The organism is uncultured Anaerococcus sp., assembly GCF_937934665.1.
Lineage (GTDB): Bacteria > Bacillota > Clostridia > Tissierellales > Peptoniphilaceae > Anaerococcus.
Window position 1 is genome coordinate 21735 of record NZ_CALGYW010000059.1, and the last position, 19403, is coordinate 41137.

The following is a 19403-nucleotide window of genomic DNA, read 5'->3' on the forward strand; positions in this document are numbered from 1 at the left end:
ATGTACGATTATTTAATTATAGGAAATGGAATTAGCGGCCTATCAGCGGCTGAAGAAATAAGAAAAAATGATGAAAATGGATCAATTTTAATTATCTCTGATGAAAAGGGCCACACCTATTGGAGGACTCGTCTATCAGAGCTAATTGCCAAGGACTATACTGATGAAGAAATCCTTGTAAAAAAAGATAGCTGGTATAAGGATAAAAATATAGAAGAAAAACTTAATACCCACATAGAAAAAATTGATACTGAAGCTAAAAAAGTCATAGGAGAAGACGGAGAAGAATTCGAATATGGCAAGCTTTTAATAGCAACAGGTGCCCATGCCTTTATCCCACCAATCAAAAATTCTGATGCAGAAGGTGTTTTTGCTATAAGAAGTGCCGAAGACCTTAAAGGATTTAAAAACTACCTATCTGGCAAGGATAAGATTATAATCATCGGTGGTGGTATTTTAGGTCTTGAGGCAGCAAGCTCAATTTCTAAGCTAGGCCTTGATATTACAATTGTAGAAGCCTTTGATTACCTCCTTCCAAGACAGCTTGATAAGGACCTTTCACAAAAATTAGAAAAATCCCTAAATGACATGGGCATGGAAACTTTAACCGGGAAATTTAACGAAGAAATCCTAGTAAAAGACGGGGCCGTATGCGGACTTAAACTAAGTGACGGCACGGAATTAGAAGCTGATGCTATCATGGTTCAGGCAGGAGTTAGGGCAAATACGAAACTCGCCCAAGACTCAGGTCTTAAAACAGACAGGGGTATACTCGTAGGAGAAAACCTACAAGTAGAAAACGAGGACATCTACGCAGCAGGTGACGTTGCCCAAATAGAAAACTTCACCATAGGTCTATGGACAGCCTCTATGGAAATGGGTAAAATTGCAGGTGCTAATATGACAGGCGCCAACAAACTCTACGAGCAACCTAAGCCATTTTCTACCCTTATATTAGGCAATGTTAAGCTATTTTCAGCAGGACAAAACTCAGGCGAAGGCATAGAAGAAGTCAAAAAAGAAGACGGCGAAAAAATCTACAAACTCTTTAAAAATGGAGATAAATTTGTAGGTGGCATCCTTTGGGGCGACATTAAATACCAAATGGACGTCAAAAAAATCGTCTTCGAAGGAGTAGATCCAAAAGAAACCAAACTAGGCAAGGAGATATTTAACCTATAAAAACAAAAGTCAGTACCAAATGGTGCTGGCTTTTTATCTTGTATTAAAAATAATCCCCTCCTACTAATAACAAATTTATAGATATATATTTTTGCAACAAGATAAAGTATATGCTATAATTACTTTAATTAGTTATTTAATTAAAAATAAAATGGAGGAAAATTAACATTCTATAATTAAAAATATAAGTGTTAATTAAAAAATATGACAGAATCAAAAATCAAAAAAATATTAAAAGAAATCTTAGACTGAGTCAAGACCATAGCCGTCGCCCTTTTGATTACATTTTTTATCAAATTTTTCATCTTAGACCTGACCCTCATCTCAGGTTCCTCCATGGAAAATACCCTTTTTACCGACGACCTAGTTGTGGTTGAAAAAATCTCAAAAAATATCACCCACAATTATAAACGTGGAGATGTGATAATCTTTCATAGCCCAATCTAAGAAAAACTCTACGTTAAAAGAATAATAGGCATGCCAGGAGATGATGTCGAGCTTAGGGATGGGAATTTTTATATAAATGGTAATGAACTTGATGAACCCTACTATACTACAGGAACTTTTACTGAAAGTGAGAGCCAAAATCAGTGGTTCCTAGGTCATGATGAGTACTTCATGGTGGGCGATAATAGGCCAAAATCAAATGATTCAAGAAAATTCGGCCCAGTCCACCAAACTAATTTCCTAGGCAAGGCATTTTTAAGAATCTGGCCCTTTGATCAAATAAAAAAACTAAACTAAAATTAAAATTAAGAGCTAAACCGACTAGGTCTAGCTCTTTTTTATAGCTTATATAAATATCTTAAAGCGGCTGGAAGTCTTTTTTGCCAGTATTTTTCGTTATGACGTCCACCCTCATCAATCACATATTTTATATCCATCCTATCTTTTAAAAAACCATAGGCCATTTGTGACAAAGATACATAAGATTTTTGGATTATCTCATCATCAAATTCTTTTGTGCCGGTATCTAGGTAGATTCTTTGCTTGTTTTTGTGATAATACTTTTTTAAAATCTCACCCATTCCGACAGGTTCTAGGATAAAATGGGTTGACATTGCAAGGATCTTATCAAAATAATCAGGATATGTGCTTCCCATATAAAGGCTCATAACCCCACCCATGGAGGAGCCACCAATAAGCCTTGATGAGGCTTTTCTATTCTTTTCTACAAGAGGGATTAGCTCTTCAATAATAAATTTGCCAGTCAAAATCCCCTTAGGATAAAGTTTTTCACGAGCTTCTCTATTTGTAAATTTCTCAAAGGGAGAATATTCATTAGTTCTTGCCCTACCTTCCTCACCCTCAGCACAGTAGATGCCAACAAAATTTGCTCTAAGACCAATTGTCTCTATCGCCTTATCAAGGGCCCAAACCTCACCAATAAAGGATTCCTCTTTATCATATAGGTTTGCCCCATCAAAAAAATACAAAAACAAATCCGAATCCTTATCCTCAATATAAGTGTAGGTCACATCTCTTTTTAAATACTTTGAATAAATCTTATTCTTATCAACCATTTTACCCCTCCTCTGTACTACATATATATCTACCCAAAAAAATCCCTCGTACAAAGGCGAGGAATTTTTTATGAGATTTTATCATTTGTTTTTGTCTTCATTAACAAGCTTATAAGTACGAAACCTATAGAAAATGCAAGCATTACTCCAATGTTTGGTAGGATTGTAACAAAACTAGGATTTTCTAGAAGCATTTCGTTGTTTCTGATGTAATAATATGATGGGAAAATTTTTCCCAGAGTGAGGGCTGTCTTTGATAAGAGGGCTTGGGGTACAAAGGCTCCGCACAAAAATGATGATCCTAGTGATACTACTTGCATAATTCCTGAAATTGTATTTTCATTTGAAATTAGGCTTGAGATAAATACTGCCATGGTTACTACACTAACTGTGAAAACCAATGAGTTTACCATCATAAGATTGGTTGGAGACTTGCTAAAATCATATTTGTAGAGGATTACAAACAACAAAATATATAAAGCCCAAACTATTAGCCCGGTAAGGACGTGGCCAAAAATTAGTTCTAGGTTTTGCTTGTATTTTGGCATTGGACTTGCTGCGTTTCTCATTACTATAGTCTTTTTCTTGTATACACTTACTATTGTTGATACGACTAGGAGAACCTGGGCTAGGATTAGGTAGTTGATAAAATTGAAATAAAATATTGACTTATCTTCATTTCCAAGATTTTTTTCATTTTTTATCCCAACATCTATCTCTTTTTCCAAATCTTCATTAGCAAATTTTATAGCATTTTTAATGTCAAAACCAGCTAGTTCATAAGAATTAACCTGGTTTAGGTATTGGTTTACATGCTCTTTTATAGCCATGCCGTACATATCGTCAGGTGCCCCTTTGAAGTCTACCTTCCTACTTTGATCAAAATCTTTTGGAATTATAAGAGCCGCGCTTATCATCTGATAAAAAAGCTTATCTTCAACTAGGTCTTCATCCATTTCCTTAATTACCGCTTTCTTTTCCAAATAATCATGGAGAGCCTTTGATAAATCGGTATTTGACTCGTCTCTAATATAGATATTTGGCCTTATATTTGTATATGAGTTATTATCACTAGCTGATTTAGTCGAAAATGAAATTATGGATAGGAAAATCAGAGTGTATAAGATAATAGCAAATTTATGGCCTTTTACTATTTTAAAATAATTTTTAAAGACTCTCATATTCCTTACCTCTCATAAAAAACAAACTTACTAGGAAAAAAACCAGGCTAATTATTATTAAAAGCCCAATATTTTGATAAAACCTAGCTGTAGACTCGTAATAGTATAGGGAATAAATGGCATCTGTGACTACTGATACAGGGTTGATTTTTCCTAAAATCGGAGCTTTTTCCTGGATTATTACCTTAATACTTGAAATCATCATGCCTGATAAAAAACTCATTAGCATAGAAATAGCAATGCCTAGATTTATCTTAAATTCGAGTGTTTTCTTATTTGATACGCCAATAAGTATTCCAAGCCCAACTCCTGCTAGAGAAGATACCAAGGATAAGAGGACTAAAAGCGGCATTTTTCCGCCAAATTCTACTCCCAAAACCTTATCTAGATAGAAGATAAAGATAAGGGTTATGACGAAATTTATTATCCAAGAAGCAAGGATAGATGCTAAAAGGCTTACAGATTTTTTGATTGGAGCGATTACATTTCTCTTTGCATTTACAGACAAATTCGCCTCGTATTGGTATATTACATAAAGCCCCCACATATAGCCATAGATTGTAGTCATACCCACAAGGGTGTAGAAAAAAGTATTTATTGGATCCATATTGGTCCTAGACTCATCTTTAATATAGTCTTTAACATCCAAAAGCTTTGTAATGTCTGTCTGAGGATTTTCTTCCATTATCCTTGTAATCATCTCCGATTTTTGTAGATAGTCATTTAAAACTGTCTCTACGATGGTTTCTTCAATACCAGATTTTTTGGTAAAGACCTTATCTTTCTCTTCTATAAAGGCCCTTATATCAGAATTTGTATCAAGAATTTCTTTGTTCTCAGCTTTTGTGATTTTGAAATAATCCCCTTCTTCCATAGCATCTAGGAAGCTTTTAAAATTTTGATCTGTCATCGCAGATTCGCTTACAGCAATATTGATTGCCTCAAACTTGTTGCTATCAGTTATTCCTCCAAAGGCGAGTTTGAAAAGGACGCCTAGGATAATCGGAAAAAACAGGGCCCAGAAGACCATGGCTTTTTCTCTGAGCAAATATTTGAAGGTATTTTTAAAAGAATGCAAAAACATACTAGTCCCTCAGATCCTTGCCCGTGAGCTCTAAAAACACGTCATTTAAGCTCGGCTTTTCAACATTTATCGACCTATATTCTACCTTTGATTCTGTGAGTATTTCTACAAGGCTTAAAAGATTCTCGTCACTTTTTGAAAAAGTCATCTTGCAGGTATCGTCCTTATAAGAAAAATCTATAATATGGTCCATGTTTTTAAGTTTATTAATCAGCTGGTCAGAGAGATTATCAGCTACAAAGGAAATTTTTTCATTAACTTGGATCATCTCCCTTAGCTCGTTTGATGTCCCCTTTGCAATTACCCTGCCCTTATCAATTATAACAATGTCATCGCACAAATAATCAACCTCTTCCATGTAGTGGGAGGTGTAGATTATGGTAGATCCTTCTTGGTTTAGTTTTTTAATACCTTCTAAGATATTGTTTCTTGATTGGGGATCTACTGCTACAGTTGGCTCATCAAGGATTATTATCTCAGGTCTGTGAGCTATGCCACATGCTATATTTAGTCTTCGCAAAAGACCACCCGAAAGTTTTTTGGGTTTGAATTTTACAAAATCATTTAGGCCAACAAGGTCTAATGTCCTTTGGATTAGCTTTTCTCTTTCCTTTTTATCCCTGATATAAAGTCCGCAAAAATAATCTATATTTTCATAGACATTTAGCTCGTCATAGACTCCTACCTCTTGGAAAACTACACCAATCTTCTCTTTTATATCATAGGCATCAGGGCTCATTTCCTTGCCATAGATTTTTACACTGCCCCCATCTTTTTTAAGAAGACTTAGTATACAGTTAATTGTAGTAGATTTACCTGATCCATTGGGTCCTAAAAGTCCTAAAATCCTACCCTTTTTAACATCTAGGTCAAGCTTATCGACAGCTATTAGTTCTTTGTACTTTTTTACAAGGCCTCTTACTTCAATCAAATTTTCCATAAAACCTCCCGGTCTTTAGCAATTTACCTTATTCTTAATAATATTTTATATAAAATTATTATACAATTCGTAAAATACATGTAAAATTTATGTAAAAAAACCACAGACTAACTTGCCTGCGGTTATGATTTATAGTTTCATTGAGTTTTGTCTTCTTCTTAGTCTAGTAATGGTTGCTTTTTCATCTATTTTTACCATGGACATATCTATTACTGTGTCTTTTGGAATATCAACGATTGCTTCTGTTTTTGGTGTTATAAGTCCCATTGGAAGGAGGCCTTCTTTTATAGACCTATCGTGGCTTGTAAGTTTACCAAAAACTGTATTTGAACCTATCCCCTCTAGTTTTTCTCCCTTTTTTATATCTCTTTTGGCAATAGCTACTGTATCTGCTACCTGGCCGTGGATTGGAGCTATGGTTGGTTCGTTTTCTACAACTGCATTAAAGATTGTAATAGGAGCTTCAAGGCTGGTTAGGTGGTATGGCCTATATAATAGGTAGTTTGGACCATCTCCAAAACCTAAAAACTTCATCAAGTCTCTTACATCTTCCTGATCGCTTGTTACTATTATGAAGACTCCTGGTGCCATGCCTGGTGAAAATTCTACCACTCTATAAGAGTTTAAAACTCCCCCATCTCTTTTTAGCTTAAAGTCTTCTACTGCCCTATCAGGACTTGTAGCAATTCCGTGGCAACCAAGGGTATCTGGCAAAAATCCTAGGGCATTGCATACTGAATTTAGCTCCATCATGGTATTTGTACCGTCTACAAAACTTGTAAGCATCCTTGGGGATAGTTTTTTAGATTTGGCCTCTTCTTCCAAGTCTTCATTTGTAGCATAATTATTAAGGGGATTATTTTTTCCCTTGCCAGCTACTAAGACCTCAAGTCCCATGCCATATGCGTTATCCACAAGTTCCATTATAGCTCCTGGCTCATCGCCTAGGATACCTGTATAAACTACACCTGCTTTTTTGGCCATGTCATGAAGAACAGGTCCTACTGTAGCGTCACATTCCACATTGAAGCTTATCATGTGCTTGTGGTATTGGATGGTTTTTCTGGCTATTACTGCCCCAAAAGGTGGGTTTCCTGTGCAGTCTACCACTGCATTTATCTGAAGTAATTTATAGGAAAGTCTATAGTTGGTAGATACGGCTACATAGCCTTTTTCTAGGACTTCGTAGCCTTCATTATAATCATCTGTAAAAATTATCTTATCTTCAGAAATACCAGCCTTAGTTAGGGCTTTGATGGCCTTTCTAGGATTTCTATCTACAACTAGTTTTACTTCCATAGCGTCAAGTTTCGATAGTTGGCTGATAAGGGAGGCTCCCATCTTGCCGCAACCAATGATTGCAAGCTTGATGCTTTCCCCATTATCTCTCATTTCTCTTAACTTTCTATTTATTTTTAACATTGATTTCCTCTCTATTATTATAAAGTAGACCCTTGGCACACGCCTTGGCAGATGAGTAGGCCCACTGGATATTATAACCTCCACAAGCTCCGTCCACATCTAGGACTTCGCCTATGAAGTAAAGATTTGGGATGATTTTAGATTCAAAAGTTACTGGATCTACAAAGTCAGTGTCAATACCACCAAGAGTAACCTGGGCATTTTCCTCATCATTTATAGCTATTATTTCAAACCTTAAATCCTTGATAGTCCTGATAAGATTTGTAATCTCCTTATCAGTCATATCCCCCGCCTTTATCTTACCCTTTAATTTTACCCTTTTTAGGATATCTTTAATAAGTTTTGCGTTTAAAAATCCCATCAAAATCTCTTCTATGGTTTTGTTTGGGTCTTTTTTGCTTAAATTTTTAATAATTTTTTCTAGAACTTTTTCTGAGTAAGCTCCTAATAGATCAAGGGAAATCCATATTTCTTTTTTATCCCAAAGAGCATAGGAAATGTCATTTGAAAGGTCGAGAATGGATGTCCCCGTAAGGCCGTAGGGCTGAAAAATAACATCATCTGTTGATGATTTAATAAATTTGCCGTCTACAAAAAGGCTGGCCTTAGCGTTTACCCTCACCCCCTTGGCTTTTTTTGAAAGAGGATTTTTTGCCTTGTAATTTGTTATCCCATAAGTAAGCCTTGTTATCTTGTGGTGAGATTTTAGGATTTCAAGAATCTTGCCATCTGATCCAGATCCAGGAAGGGTAATTCCTCCTGTGCCTATTATAAGTCTATCAAAGTAAATCTTGGACTTTTCTGTGATTACTAGCCTATTTTTAAAATCAATATCTTTTACTTCGCTTTCAAAAAGAAACTTACCCCTAGCGTTTAAATACAAGATATCCCTGATTGTCTTAGCGCTTAAGGTCTGTGGATAGCACCTACCTGATGGCAGGGATGTAGTTAAAATCCCTAAATCATTTAGGAAATTTATCAAATCCCTATTGTCATATTTTTCTAGGGCTTTTCTATAAAAATCCCCTCCCAAAGAATGGTAGTTATCAAGAGATAAGTCTAGGTTCGTAAAATTACACCTGCCATTACCAGTGGCAAGGAGCTTTCTACCTGCTTGGTCGTTTTTTTCTATAATTATAAGGTCATCTTCATAGAGGTTGGCAAAAAATAGACCAGCAACGCCCCCACCAATTAATACAGTTTTCATAATTTCCCTAAAATCTCTCTTATGGCCCCTTTTTCATTCCAAGGAGTTTTTTCGTTGCCATTAAGTTTTATGAAGTCTTCCTCACCCTTACCCATAAAAAGGACATAATCGTCAGGCTCAGCCATTTTTAGGGCTGCTTCTATAGCATCCTTCCTATCTTTTATAAGGGTGTAGGCGCTATAATTATCTTCCATACCAGCTACTATATCTTTTGAAATATTTTCATAAGTATCAAATTTCGGGTCATCGGTAGTAATAACCGCATAAATCCCATAGTCTGAAACTGTCTTTCCTATAAGTTTTCTAAATTCTTGATTCCTATCGCCCTGGATACCAAAGACTGCAATTTTTTTCTTATCCTTTGGTAGGGTTTTAAAAATTTCTTCAAAGGCCCTTGGTGTGTGAGCAAAGTCTACAATTATATTTAGGTCCTTGTCATTTTCTATATATTCAAACCTTGATCCCACCCCTGGAAAATCACTTATTACTTCGCTTAACTCAGTTAGGCTTGCTCCCATAGCCTTTAGGGTAGAGATTGCCGCTAGATAGTTATTTACTTCAAAGTCTGCTATGGTTTTTATGAAAAAGTCTACCCCATCTATTTTAAAGGAAATGCCCTTAGCACTTTTAGAAATATCAGTCGCTATAATATTGGCCCTCTCATTTCTTCCAAAGGTGAGGGTGTTTTCAAAAAGCTTCACGGCCTTTTCTCCCCATGGATCGTCAAGATTTGCTAGAGTAAGGTCAGAGTTTTCAAAAAGAATCATTTTGGCTTTAAAATATTCTTCCATAGTCTTGTGGTAGTCAAGGTGTTCAGTTGATAGATTATTTAAGATACCAATCTTAAAGTGAACACCATCCAACCTTTTTTGGTAAAGACCGTGACTAGATGCCTCTAGAGTCACGTATTTGATGCCCTTTTTAAGGCACATTTCTAATATGCGATTAATTTCAGTTATATCTGGGGTTGTATTTGATGTTTCAATTATCTCTCCACCAATATTTGCCCCATCAGTGCCGATATTGGCACAAGGTCCAAATACCTTTTCTATGAGGTAGGCTATCAGCTTAGATGTAGTAGTTTTGCCGTTGGTGCCTGTTACGCCTATAACAGTGAGTTTCTCTGATGGGTAGCCTGTTATAAGGTTTGAAACTTCTGCCAAGGCTTCTCTAGGATCTGTAACTTTTAGGTAGGTTATACCTTCTCTAAACTCAACATCTTCTGAGTGGATGATAGCCCTTGCTCCCTTATTTATAGCTTCATCAATATACTTATGGCCATCAAAAATTGATCCTTTAACTGCTACAAAAATAAAGTTTTCTAAAACCTTAAGAGAATTATTTGTTACTCCCTTAAGGTCAAAATTTTCTCCATGCTTTATTTCTAAATATTTAGTTTCTCTAACTAAGTCGCTTAGTTTCATCAATGTATGATATATCCCTTCTTTGCTATTACTTCTCTAATTTTCCTTACGTGGTCATTTCCATTTGTCTCAAGTGTTAATTCCACGTTTATATTTTTAAACCTGCTTGCTGTCTTAAAGCCATCGTGCTCAATTGATATTACGTTGGCCTTGGTTTGGGCAATCTCTGTAAGAAGTCCTTGGAGTTTGCCTGGTATATTTGGTAATTCTACCTCAATTCTGGTAATTCTTCCTGTTTCGTAAAGTCCCCTGTCAATTAGTTGAGAAATAAAAGACATGTCTATATTACCACCAGATACTAGGCAGACAACGTTTTTATTGAAGAAATTAAGTTTATCTAGGGCTGCTAGTGGAAGTATACCTGATGGTTCTGCTATTAGCTTATGTTTTTCCATTAATTTTATAAAGGACATAAGGATTTCTTCGTCTGTTACTGTTATCCAATCATCTACATTATCCTTAGAAATCTCATAGTTTGCCTTACCAACTGTAGCTACAGCTGTACCGTCTGCTATGGTATCAACTCCATCAAGGGTTACTATATGACCTTGTTTTACTGCTTCTTTCATACTTCTAGCAGAATATGGTTCTACACCTATTACTTTTATAAGTGGTGAAATTTGTTTTAGGCACTTGGCCACACCTGAAATAAGTCCGCCACCTCCAACTGGCACTAGGACGTAGTCTACGTATTTAAGTTCTTCTACTATCTCAAGACCGATTGTGCCTTGACCTTCTATAACATCTAGGTCATCAAATGGAGGTATGAAGGTATAGCCTTTTTCTTCAGCAAGTTTCAGGGCGTGCTCTTTGCATTCATCAAAGCTTGCCCCGTATAAAACTACCTCAGCTCCGTATTTTAAGGTACCGTCTACCTTGATCATTGGAGTGTGCTCTGGCATACAAATTACTGCCTTCATGCCTAGTTTTTGGGCAGAAAAAGCTACACCCTGGGCGTGGTTGCCAGCAGAAGCTGTAATAATTCCCTTATCTGCTGCTTCCTTGTCTAATTTGGACAACTTGTTGTAGGCTCCTCTTAGCTTAAAAGAACCAGTTTTTTGAAGGTTTTCTGGTTTTATGTATACGTTATTATTAGATGAATCAGAAAAAATCTCTGAATAAATTAAATGGGTTGGATTTATTACTTCGTCAACTCTTTCTTTTGCTTTTTTAAAATCAAACATATGTCCCCCTTTTTATTAAGTACAAATTTAAGTAGAATATTTATAAACCTAGTTATCTATTTTAATTATAACACGGATTTGTAATTTTTTTAAGAAAAGTGTAAAATAAAGTGAAGATTTCAGAAATTAAGAGGAAAAAGAAATGAAGTATTTTGACAATAAAAAAATTTATCAAGGAACATTAATTATTGGTCTACTAGTCCTTTGCCTTTGTTTTATCTTTAGGTATTCTTATATAGATTTTTTAGGCTTTGACAGACCCCTTAAGTTTGCCTGTATACTTTGTGCTATCCTTGGCACAATAGGCGCCATCACCTCCCTAGTAGATGGAGTAAATAAAAATTTTGGAGAAAGAATTCTCCTTCTTGGTATCTTAAACCTAGTGATGGCCTTTGCCTATCCGATTTTACTAACAACAGAAAAAGCCCTAGCTCCAATAGAAAATCCCTACGTGACCTCTGCCCCAGATAAGGGCTACTCAACCAAGTTTAAAAAAGATTCTTCTTTTATCATAGAAGGTGAGCTTTACAAATTTCCTGTAAGCCTAGCTGATTTTAGTAAAAATGATTTTGACTATTCCCTAAAGGAGAAAGATGATAGACTTGTAGCTACAATTTCTAGAGCTGGTGAATCCTTTGAACCTAAGCCAACCTGGTTTACAGATGGAATTAATAACGAAGTTTACAGGGAATTTTACCTCCTAGAAGCCTACTATGACCTTAACACAGATAAAAACACTATTGAAACTGAGCCTATAAAAGAACTTTCTGCCTCCCTCATAAATAACAACAGGGACTTTGAAGTTCATGGTATAAAATTAGAAGATTCCCTTTACGATATTAAAAAGAACTTTGCTGATGAAATTACGGAAGATCCATCAAATAAAACATCTCCTATAAAAACCTACTATATAAAAACAAGTGACGGTTATACCCTAAGGCTAAACGCCCTAAATGGCAATATCCAATCAATAGACCTTTACTAGGGGCTGTTGCAAATTGTGAATAATTATCGTCCCATCATCATGAGGTTCTCTCTCAAAGTTTCATGTTTAGCCCGCCGGCTCAAGGAGGTGAAACTTCACGAGAGGTTCTCATGATGATATTGGGACGATTTATTCATTCTGCAACATCCCCTTTTTAATGAGCTTTTATTTAAGTATAGTAATCTAAAGAATGGAGCAGAGATGGAAAATATAGAAAAAATCCTAATTGACCTTTTAAAGGACGACCCAGCATATATAAAAGAAAATAAAATAAATAAGGAAATACTCATAGCTAAAACCTATGCCTATGACGAAGATTTTTTGAAAAAACTTCTAAAAGAGCCCACTCTTAGGGCTAGGTTTTTTAAGAATCTTGATACTATAGCTATCTTTAAAATCAACGAATTTATATCCTTTATAGGCAAGGCTCAGTTGATAATAGAAGATAAAAATCTAATAAATGATATAACTTATAATTTTTACGAAGATAAACCCAATAAGCTTTTAGATCTAGCCTATAAAGACAACCTATTTTTGGGATTAAGCAGGGATATAGACTACAAGTTTAAGACAAAATTTCATGTAAGCTACCTTAGCGGAGAGGATTTAAAAGAAAAAATTTACCTTGGAGACCTAAAGCTCTACAAGGAAGAAGAATCTTTTAAGGATACAGGTGAGATAAAAGAATTAAAATACAAGGCCTATGACCTTTTAAAGGAAGACTACAGGGAAAAAGACGGATTCATTTCTATAAATAGCGAAAATACCAAGGCCCTCAAGTCTTATATCACTGTATTTTCAAGTCCTTCCTATTACTTAAATATGCTAAAATTTTTAGGTGAAGAAAAGACTAAAAAAATCCTAAAAGACCTAAACGATTTGATATTAAAGAAAAGTTCCTACTTTACAGGCAAAAACATGGGCTATTACACCATCATCAAAGACTCCCTGCTCAGGGAATTTGATGGTTTTAACCTATCTTTTTTAAAGATTTCCAATGTTTTAAATGATTTTTCTAAAACTGACGAGATTTTTAAAATCTTATCATCAATAAACAAAAAAATAAAAAAAGACCCAGAAATAAATATAATCTATGAATTTATAAATAAGGCCCTAGAAGAACTTGGAAAAATTGAATATAACCCAAATGCCAAGGATAAAGACTTTTATAAGGCTTATCTGTCCCCTCTTGAATATGAATTTAAGGACAGCCTAAATATATTTGAAAAGCTAAATAATTTCTATAAAAACTTAGCCCAAAAAGAAGATAGTCTAAGAAGCTGCGAAGAAGCTATTTCCTATGATATAAAAGAGCTAATCAACCTTTTAACAGTTAAACCTTCTGACTACGAAAAACTAAAAGACGATAAAAACAGATTATCTATCGGCCATTACACCTCCCTAGATAGCCTGGGCTACCTAATTGATGATGACATGGAAGAAGTAGCAGCTATTTATAGAAATAAGCTAAGACTAACAAACGCCAGGATGCTAAATGACCCCATGGAAGGCAAGGCACTTTTTGAGTACCTAAACGATGGCAACGAAGATTATATAAGCTTAAATAACTACGTTAACAACAAAATCTACCTCCTTTCAGCATCTAGTATGGCAGATAGTCTTCCTATGTGGAAGCAGTACGCAGACGATACCAAAGGGGTATTCCTAGAGTTTTCCAAAGAGTTTATAAAATCAATTATAAATGATAGAAAAATCAAACTTGTAAGGGTCTTCTACATTGGAGATAAGGCCATTAACTACAACCAAAAATCTGATGAAATAAACGGCCTCTTAGAAAAATTAAAATTTGACTATAAGGCCTACCTAGCCAAGATTGTAAAATCCTATGGAAAGGATGTAAATGATAAAAGTGAACTTTTAAGATCTTTTAATAATGAAATCTTTTTAAAACTAGATAAGATTTCTTATTATTTCAAAAAAGATTCTTATGCCTATGAGGGCGAATACAGGATAGTTGTAGACCTTGATGAGGATAGCAGTCGTGGGCATTTTAAGGAAATAAAATACCACAATCCAAACTTCCCTTTACCATTTTTAGGTACCTACCTAACCGACTACGATCTTGAATACCAAAGGCTAATCTTTGGACCTAAGGCCATAGACAAGGACTATCTCGTTCCTTATATCAAATACTGCCTAGGAAAAGATATAGAAACAGTAAATTCTAAGATTAAATACAGATAAATCCGCAAATAAAAAGACCTGCTAGTGCAGGTCAATTTTTATTTGAGTTTTTCTTCGATAACTTTTTTATCAAAGCCAACTATGTCTTCTCCATCGATATTAATAACAGGTACACCCCTATAGCCCTTTTCTATAAGGTAGTTTACTGCTTCCTTATCTTTATCGATGTTTTTTTCTGTGTATTCGATGTCATTTTCCTTAAAATATTGTTTAGCTGCCTTGCAAAATACGCAAGTGTTTGATGTATAAATTGTAATATCGTGCATAATAAACCTCTTTCTATGTTCTCTATATTATATATACCCAAATTTAATAAATAATATATAATAATTTTAAGGCCTTTGGCCCTAGGTTTTATATATACCCCAAAATATAAAAAATAAAAGTAAGGGAGCAAATATGGATAATTTTACCTACCAATATTTAAAAGACCTATTAGAAATAGGCCATGAAATCGAATTTGATTTTGGCGGGATTTTCTGTTCTATAAATAATTGCCAAAATGAAAACCATAAAGCTAGCTGGTATTTTTCTACCAACCATAAAGACGAGTTTACAGATACTTTCCTTGCTGATTTTTACGACGTAGAAAGCCTTCTTACTTCCCTAGATAAAATAAAAATCAAAGAAAAAAGCCTAGAAGAAATCATAGACCAAAACCTCTATGACTCTTCCAGCCTAACAATTTTCTAGCTCGTTAGCAATTTTTATATAATCATCAAGGGAAAGATTTTCTGCCCTGAGATTTTCCTTAAGGCCCAAAGTTTCAAAGACTTTTTTGAGATCATCTTTTTCTGCCACACTAGACAAAGAATTTAAGATGGTTTTACGTCTTTTTAAAAAACCTGCCTTAACTAGGGCAAATAATTTTTCCTTGTTCACTTCTTCATCATAAATCCTCAAATCAAGCCTTAGGACAGCCGAATCTATTTTTGGTTGGGGCATAAAGACTGATTTTGGTACCTTGGTAAGAAGCTTCGCCTCAGAATAGTATTTTACAAATAATGACAATGAAGAATAGTCCTTGTCTTTTTCTGTGGCAAGCATCCTGTCAGCCACCTCTTTTTGGACCATAATGGTCATTGAGCGGCAGTCTAAATCTTCTTCAAAGATTTTTTCTATAATTGGGGTTGTTATATAGTATGGAAGATTTGACACAAATTCAAAGGACTCGCCACCAAAATACTTATCCTGGATTTCTTTTAGATCAGTTTTTAGTATGTCTTGGTGGATGATTGTTACATTTTCAAAGTTGGACATATTTTCTTCTAAAATTGGAATTAAGCTCGAATCAACTTCTATTAGAACAAGCTTTTTGCAAGTTTTTGCCATTTCATAGGAGATTGTCCCAATCCCAGGTCCCACTTCAATTACGTTTTTGCCGGCAATATCAGCCCCATCAACAATTTTATCTACAAAATTTTTATCAATCAAAAAGTTTTGGCCCAAAGATTTGGAAAACCTAAAACCGTAGAGGTCTATTATCTCTTTTACCACTCTTGGTGAATATAATTTTCTCATAAACTTTCAACCGCCCTTTCAAATTCTTCTCGGCTTACCCCAAAGGAATTCAGCTTGGCTAAAAGTCCCTTGGAATTATAATAGCCAATCCCTAACAATTCGCCAAGTTTAGCCCTTCTTTCTCTAGAACCATCACCAATTGATAGGCCATTTTTTACAAGATCTGCCATGGTAAATTCTTCCCTACGACTAGTTTCTTCTGCCTTGGCTCTTTTTAGGGCGTCTATAATTACCTCTGGCTCTGCGTTTTCAACTCCCAAATCTCCTTTTTTGATAGCTTTTTTTCTGTCAATATAGGCGTGCTTTGCAGTTGGGATGTGGCGGGCAAGTCTTGCCCTGATTCTTTTGCCTGCATAATCAGGATCTGTAAGGATTATTATCCCACATCTCTCATTTATTTTTATAAGTCGATTTATAAGCTCTTCGCCAAAACCAAGGCCATTTGTCGCTATCATTTCGCAGTCTACTGCTCTTTTGACATTGGCTATATCATCTTTTCCTTCTACTACTATTGTCTCTTTTATCATAGGCCAAAAAACTCCCTGGCGTTCTTACCTGTCCACTTGGCAACCTTTGATAGTTTCATTCCCCTAATTTCCGCAATCTTCCTTGCCACCTCTATAATCTTTCTAGGGTCATTTCTCATTCCCCTATAAGGATCTGGGGTAAGATATGGGCTATCTGTCTCAAGCATGAGTCTTTCAATTGGAACAAGGGCTGCGGCCTGTTTTTCATTTAGCCCGTTGCCATAGGTCACAACTCCACCTAGAGAAATATAAAAACCCCAATCCATAAAGATTTTTAGAGTTTTTTCATCAGTTGAAAAACAGTGGATTTGAACCTTAAGGTCCTTATAATCTTTTAATATATCCATGATGTCTTTTGTCGCTTCCCTGTTATGGATTACAACAGGTTTATCAAGTCGTCTTGCCATATCAAGTTGAGCAATAAAGACTTTTTTCTGTAAGTCCTTGGTTTCTGTTGTCCAGTAATAATCTAGTCCAATTTCTCCGATTGCAACCGCATCTACAGCTAGTTTTTCTATCTCAGCGAGGTCTCCCTCTTCCATTTCATTAACATCTGATGGATGGATGCCTACTTGGGCATAGAAATTATCAAATTCTTTGGCAAGTTTAATATTTTCTCTAGAATTTTCAAGGTTTACTCCAGGATTAACTACCGCTTCTATAGAGAAATTAGACAGGTCTCTTAGGATAAAGAGCCTGTCTTCATTAAATTCTTCGCTTGTTAAATGGGCGTGTGAATCAATTAATTTCATTAAGAAACCACGCTTCCTGGCTTGATGTCGGATAGGGTTGATACCATTGTAAGTTCATCTTCAAAGTCTGCTGCAAGAAGCATACCTTGGGACTCAATTCCACGCATCTTTCTTGGGGCTAGGTTTTTAACAACTATTACATTTTTGCCAACTAAATCTTCTGGCTTGTACCATTTTTTAATGCCTGATACTATTGTTCTAGTTTCACTTCCTATATCAACCTTAAAAACTAGTAATTTATCAGCATTTGGATGGTCTTCTGCTTCGATGATTTTTCCTACAACTAGTTCTAATTTTGTGAAATCTTCGTAAGAAATTTCTGGCTTAGAATTTTCTTCTGCTGATTCTTCTTTTTTATCTGCAAGTCTAGCTTGGATAAGGGCGTTGTTTTTATCGTGAAGTTTTACAAGTTCTTCTTCTACATCTAACCTGTCAAAGAGGTTTTTACCTTTAGATACTTTGGCACCTTCTTCTAGTAGTCCAAATTCCTTAGCAGATTCAAAGCCCTTGTTGTCTGTACCAAGTTTTTCAAGGATTATTTTTGTAGTATCCTTCATGGTTGGCTCTATTAGTTGGGCTACAATCCTTAGTGTTTCTGCAAGGTTATATAAAACCCTATTTAGTCTTGGAAGATTTTCTTCATCACGACCTAAGATCCATGGTTCAGTTTCGTCTACATATTTATTTGCCCTACGGATTAATTTCCAAATTGTCTCAAGGGCATCGTTAAACTTAAACTCATCCATTAATTTATTAAATCTCGGATAAGTTTCCTTGGCTAGGGCTATTAATTCATCATCAAATTCGCCTTCTTCATCTCCTTTTTCAACGACTCCACCGTTATATTTGCTAATCATAGATGTTGTTCTTGAAACAAGGTTTCCAAGGTCATTTACTAGGTCTGAGTTATATCTTTCCATAAATTTCTTTGATGAAAAGTCTCCGTCAGAACCAAAGTTAAATTCCCTAAGCATGAAGTATTTAAGGGCGTCGTTGCCATAAAGCTCTACAAGTGGCTCTGGATACATGATATTGCCTTTTGACTTACTCATCTTGTCATTTTCAAACAAAATCCAACCGTGAGCAAAAACTTTCTCTGGAAGTGGAAGATCAAGGGCCATAAGAAGGGCAGGCCAAATAATAGTATGGAATCTCACAATATCCTTACCTATTAAGTGAACTGACGCAGGCCAGTATTTATTGAATTTTTCCTCATCATCTCCGTAACCAATAGCTGAAAGGTAGCAAGATAAGGCATCTATCCATACGTAGACTACGTGTTTGTTATCAAATGGCACATCAACTCCCCAATCAAAGGAAGTCCTGGTTACAGAAAGGTCAGAAAGTCCTTTGTTGATAAAGTTATTTAGCATTTCCTTTTGTCTAAAGGCAGGCTCTAAGAATTCTGGATGATCTTTGAATAATTCTTTGAGTTTATCTGCATATTTGGATAATCTAAAGAAGTAAGTTTCTTCTTCTTGGTATTCTACATCTCTCCCACAATCAGGACATTTGCCGTTTTCAAGCTGACTTTCAGTCCAAAAAGTTTCACAAGGAGTGCAGTAATATCCCTTGTATTCACCCTTATAAATATCACCTTGCTCGTAAAGTTTATTAAAAATATCTACTACATCTTTTTCGTGTCCTTTTTCAGTTGATCTTATAAAGGTATCGTAGTTGATATCAAGTTTTTCCCAAAGTTTTATGGTTTCAGCTGCAATTTTATCTACAAATTCTTGAGGCTCCTTGCCGCGGGCGTGGGCAGATTCCATAATCTTTTGACCATGCTCATCAGTACCTGTAACAAGGTAGGCATCGTAGCCTAAAAGGGTCTTATATCTTTTTAAAACATCCGCAATTATTGAAGTATAGGTATTACCTATATGTAAATTGGAGTTTGGATAATAAATCGGTGTTGTTATATAGTAAGGTTTTCTCTCAGTCATTTAGTCATCTCCTAAAAATAATTCTCCTTTTATCATACTTCAAAAGCTCTCAAAAATCGAAATTTGCCATAAAAAGAAGAGTCCAGCCAAGGCCAAACTCATTTTAGAAATACAATATTTATTTTTTAAGGATAAATTTATTTAAGCAAGTGAAGGTATATATTGGAAAGCTTTTTAACACTAGTTTCAATATCATAGCCCTTTCTTCTTATATCTTCTATGACATTTTTTCGTATACTTCCTTTATAATAAAGGATTTCATAAGTCCACTTATCTTTATCCAAAGCAATAAATCTTGCTCTTTCGCTAATACCAGTATC

18 protein-coding genes and 1 pseudogene are annotated in these 19403 nt (G+C 35.3%); 5 read left to right on the forward strand and 14 right to left on the reverse strand.

Going from position 1 to position 19403, the window contains the following annotated elements:
* The gene (locus Q0410_RS03095) at nt 1–1182 is read left to right on the forward strand and encodes an NAD(P)/FAD-dependent oxidoreductase (RefSeq protein ID WP_299032735.1); all 1182 of its coding nucleotides are present in this window, start codon (nt 1–3) and stop codon (nt 1180–1182) included.
* 261 nt (nt 1183–1443) lie between these two features.
* A pseudogene (gene lepB, locus Q0410_RS03100) lies at nt 1444–1926 on the forward strand (signal peptidase I).
* Nucleotides 1927–1967: 41 nt separating this feature from the next.
* On the opposite strand, the gene Q0410_RS03105 reads toward lepB, so the two are convergent.
* From Q0410_RS03105 to ilvA, 8 genes are all read right to left on the reverse strand, one after another.
* Entirely contained in the window at nt 1968–2705 is a 738-nt protein-coding gene (locus Q0410_RS03105) for an alpha/beta hydrolase (RefSeq protein WP_299032736.1), read from the reverse strand.
* A gap of 68 nt (nt 2706–2773) precedes the next feature.
* Nucleotides 2774–3886 (reverse strand): ABC transporter permease, encoded by a 1113-nt coding sequence (locus Q0410_RS03110; RefSeq protein ID WP_299032737.1) that lies wholly within the window; start codon nt 3884–3886, stop codon nt 2774–2776.
* Entirely contained in the window at nt 3873–4970 is a 1098-nt protein-coding gene (locus tag Q0410_RS03115) for an ABC transporter permease (RefSeq protein WP_299032738.1), read from the reverse strand. The genes Q0410_RS03110 and Q0410_RS03115 overlap by 14 nt, the downstream gene beginning before the upstream one ends.
* A 1-nt stretch (nt 4971) precedes the next feature.
* Entirely contained in the window at nt 4972–5910 is a 939-nt protein-coding gene (locus Q0410_RS03120; RefSeq protein ID WP_299032739.1) for an ABC transporter ATP-binding protein, read from the reverse strand.
* Between the two features lie 129 nt (nt 5911–6039).
* Complete coding sequence (locus tag Q0410_RS03125) at nt 6040–7332, reverse strand: NAD(P)H-dependent oxidoreductase (protein ID WP_299032740.1); 1293 nt, start codon at nt 7330–7332, stop codon at nt 6040–6042.
* A complete protein-coding gene (locus tag Q0410_RS03130) occupies nt 7316–8539 on the reverse strand; it encodes an aminoacetone oxidase family FAD-binding enzyme (RefSeq protein ID WP_299032741.1) in 1224 nt (407 codons plus the stop codon). The genes Q0410_RS03125 and Q0410_RS03130 overlap by 17 nt, the downstream gene beginning before the upstream one ends.
* Complete coding sequence (locus Q0410_RS03135; RefSeq protein WP_299032742.1) at nt 8536–9963, reverse strand: UDP-N-acetylmuramoyl-L-alanyl-D-glutamate--2,6-diaminopimelate ligase; 1428 nt, start codon at nt 9961–9963, stop codon at nt 8536–8538. The genes Q0410_RS03130 and Q0410_RS03135 overlap by 4 nt, the downstream gene beginning before the upstream one ends.
* On the reverse strand, nt 9963–11147 hold the full coding sequence (ilvA, locus tag Q0410_RS03140) for a threonine ammonia-lyase (RefSeq protein ID WP_299032743.1): 1185 nt from the start codon (nt 11145–11147) through the stop codon (nt 9963–9965). The genes Q0410_RS03135 and ilvA overlap by 1 nt, the downstream gene beginning before the upstream one ends.
* Before the next feature lie 142 nt (nt 11148–11289).
* On the opposite strand from ilvA, the gene Q0410_RS03145 reads away from it, so the two are divergent.
* Together Q0410_RS03145 and Q0410_RS03150 are read left to right on the forward strand one after the other, a co-directional pair.
* Nucleotides 11290–12132: a hypothetical protein gene (locus Q0410_RS03145; RefSeq protein ID WP_299032744.1), complete on the forward strand. Its 843-nt coding sequence runs from the start codon at nt 11290–11292 to the stop codon at nt 12130–12132.
* Between the two features lie 201 nt (nt 12133–12333).
* The gene (locus tag Q0410_RS03150; RefSeq protein ID WP_299032745.1) at nt 12334–14337 is read left to right on the forward strand and encodes a DUF2971 domain-containing protein; all 2004 of its coding nucleotides are present in this window, start codon (nt 12334–12336) and stop codon (nt 14335–14337) included.
* A 38-nt stretch (nt 14338–14375) separates the two neighbouring features.
* On the opposite strand, the gene Q0410_RS03155 is transcribed toward Q0410_RS03150, so the two are convergent.
* Nucleotides 14376–14603, reverse strand: a complete 228-nt coding sequence (locus Q0410_RS03155; RefSeq protein WP_299032747.1) for a glutaredoxin family protein — start codon at nt 14601–14603, stop codon at nt 14376–14378.
* Between the two features lie 133 nt (nt 14604–14736).
* Here Q0410_RS03155 and Q0410_RS03160 point away from each other — a divergent pair, with 133 nt between their 5' ends.
* A complete protein-coding gene (locus Q0410_RS03160; protein ID WP_299032749.1) occupies nt 14737–15030 on the forward strand; it encodes a hypothetical protein in 294 nt (97 codons plus the stop codon).
* On the opposite strand, the gene rsmA is transcribed toward Q0410_RS03160, so the two are convergent.
* From rsmA to Q0410_RS03185, 5 genes are all read right to left on the reverse strand, one after another.
* On the reverse strand, nt 15016–15858 hold the full coding sequence (gene rsmA, locus Q0410_RS03165; protein ID WP_299032751.1) for a 16S rRNA (adenine(1518)-N(6)/adenine(1519)-N(6))-dimethyltransferase RsmA: 843 nt from the start codon (nt 15856–15858) through the stop codon (nt 15016–15018). The two genes, Q0410_RS03160 and rsmA, sit on opposite strands and share 15 nt — an antisense overlap.
* Nucleotides 15855–16385, reverse strand: a complete 531-nt coding sequence (gene rnmV, locus Q0410_RS03170; RefSeq protein ID WP_299032753.1) for a ribonuclease M5 — start codon at nt 16383–16385, stop codon at nt 15855–15857. Before rnmV ends, rsmA begins: the two co-directional genes overlap by 4 nt.
* Nucleotides 16382–17137: a TatD family hydrolase gene (locus Q0410_RS03175; protein ID WP_299032755.1), complete on the reverse strand. Its 756-nt coding sequence runs from the start codon at nt 17135–17137 to the stop codon at nt 16382–16384. Before Q0410_RS03175 ends, rnmV begins: the two co-directional genes overlap by 4 nt.
* Nucleotides 17137–19083, reverse strand: coding sequence for a methionine--tRNA ligase (gene metG, locus Q0410_RS03180; RefSeq protein WP_299032758.1), 1947 nt, complete (start codon nt 19081–19083; stop codon nt 17137–17139). The genes Q0410_RS03175 and metG overlap by 1 nt, the downstream gene beginning before the upstream one ends.
* 137 nt (nt 19084–19220) lie before the next feature.
* Nucleotides 19221–19403 (reverse strand): hypothetical protein (locus Q0410_RS03185; protein ID WP_299032759.1); only part of this gene is annotated, 183 nt, incomplete at its 5' end.

Bases quoted from the DNA above. Each gene is read 5' to 3' on its own strand.
- Q0410_RS03105 (WP_299032736.1), bottom strand. From the start codon at position 2,705: ATGGTTGATAAGAATAAGATTTATTCAAAGTATTTAAAAAGAGATGTG.
- rnmV (WP_299032753.1), bottom strand. From the start codon at position 16,385: ATGATAAAAGAGACAATAGTAGTAGAAGGAAAAGATGATATAGCCAAT.
- Q0410_RS03160 (WP_299032749.1), top strand. From the start codon at position 14,737: ATGGATAATTTTACCTACCAATATTTAAAAGACCTATTAGAAATAGGC.
- Q0410_RS03150 (WP_299032745.1), top strand. From the start codon at position 12,334: ATGGAAAATATAGAAAAAATCCTAATTGACCTTTTAAAGGACGACCCA.
- Q0410_RS03115 (WP_299032738.1), bottom strand. From the start codon at position 4,970: ATGTTTTTGCATTCTTTTAAAAATACCTTCAAATATTTGCTCAGAGAA.
- Q0410_RS03175 (WP_299032755.1), bottom strand. From the start codon at position 17,137: ATGAAATTAATTGATTCACACGCCCATTTAACAAGCGAAGAATTTAAT.
- Q0410_RS03095 (WP_299032735.1), top strand. From the start codon at position 1: ATGTACGATTATTTAATTATAGGAAATGGAATTAGCGGCCTATCAGCG.
- Q0410_RS03135 (WP_299032742.1), bottom strand. From the start codon at position 9,963: ATGAAACTAAGCGACTTAGTTAGAGAAACTAAATATTTAGAAATAAAG.
- Q0410_RS03125 (WP_299032740.1), bottom strand. From the start codon at position 7,332: ATGTTAAAAATAAATAGAAAGTTAAGAGAAATGAGAGATAATGGGGAA.
- Q0410_RS03145 (WP_299032744.1), top strand. From the start codon at position 11,290: ATGAAGTATTTTGACAATAAAAAAATTTATCAAGGAACATTAATTATT.
- rsmA (WP_299032751.1), bottom strand. From the start codon at position 15,858: ATGAGAAAATTATATTCACCAAGAGTGGTAAAAGAGATAATAGACCTC.
- metG (WP_299032758.1), bottom strand. From the start codon at position 19,083: ATGACTGAGAGAAAACCTTACTATATAACAACACCGATTTATTATCCA.
- ilvA (WP_299032743.1), bottom strand. From the start codon at position 11,147: ATGTTTGATTTTAAAAAAGCAAAAGAAAGAGTTGACGAAGTAATAAAT.
- Q0410_RS03120 (WP_299032739.1), bottom strand. From the start codon at position 5,910: ATGGAAAATTTGATTGAAGTAAGAGGCCTTGTAAAAAAGTACAAAGAA.
- Q0410_RS03110 (WP_299032737.1), bottom strand. From the start codon at position 3,886: ATGAGAGTCTTTAAAAATTATTTTAAAATAGTAAAAGGCCATAAATTT.
- Q0410_RS03155 (WP_299032747.1), bottom strand. From the start codon at position 14,603: ATGCACGATATTACAATTTATACATCAAACACTTGCGTATTTTGCAAG.
- Q0410_RS03130 (WP_299032741.1), bottom strand. From the start codon at position 8,539: ATGAAAACTGTATTAATTGGTGGGGGCGTTGCTGGTCTATTTTTTGCC.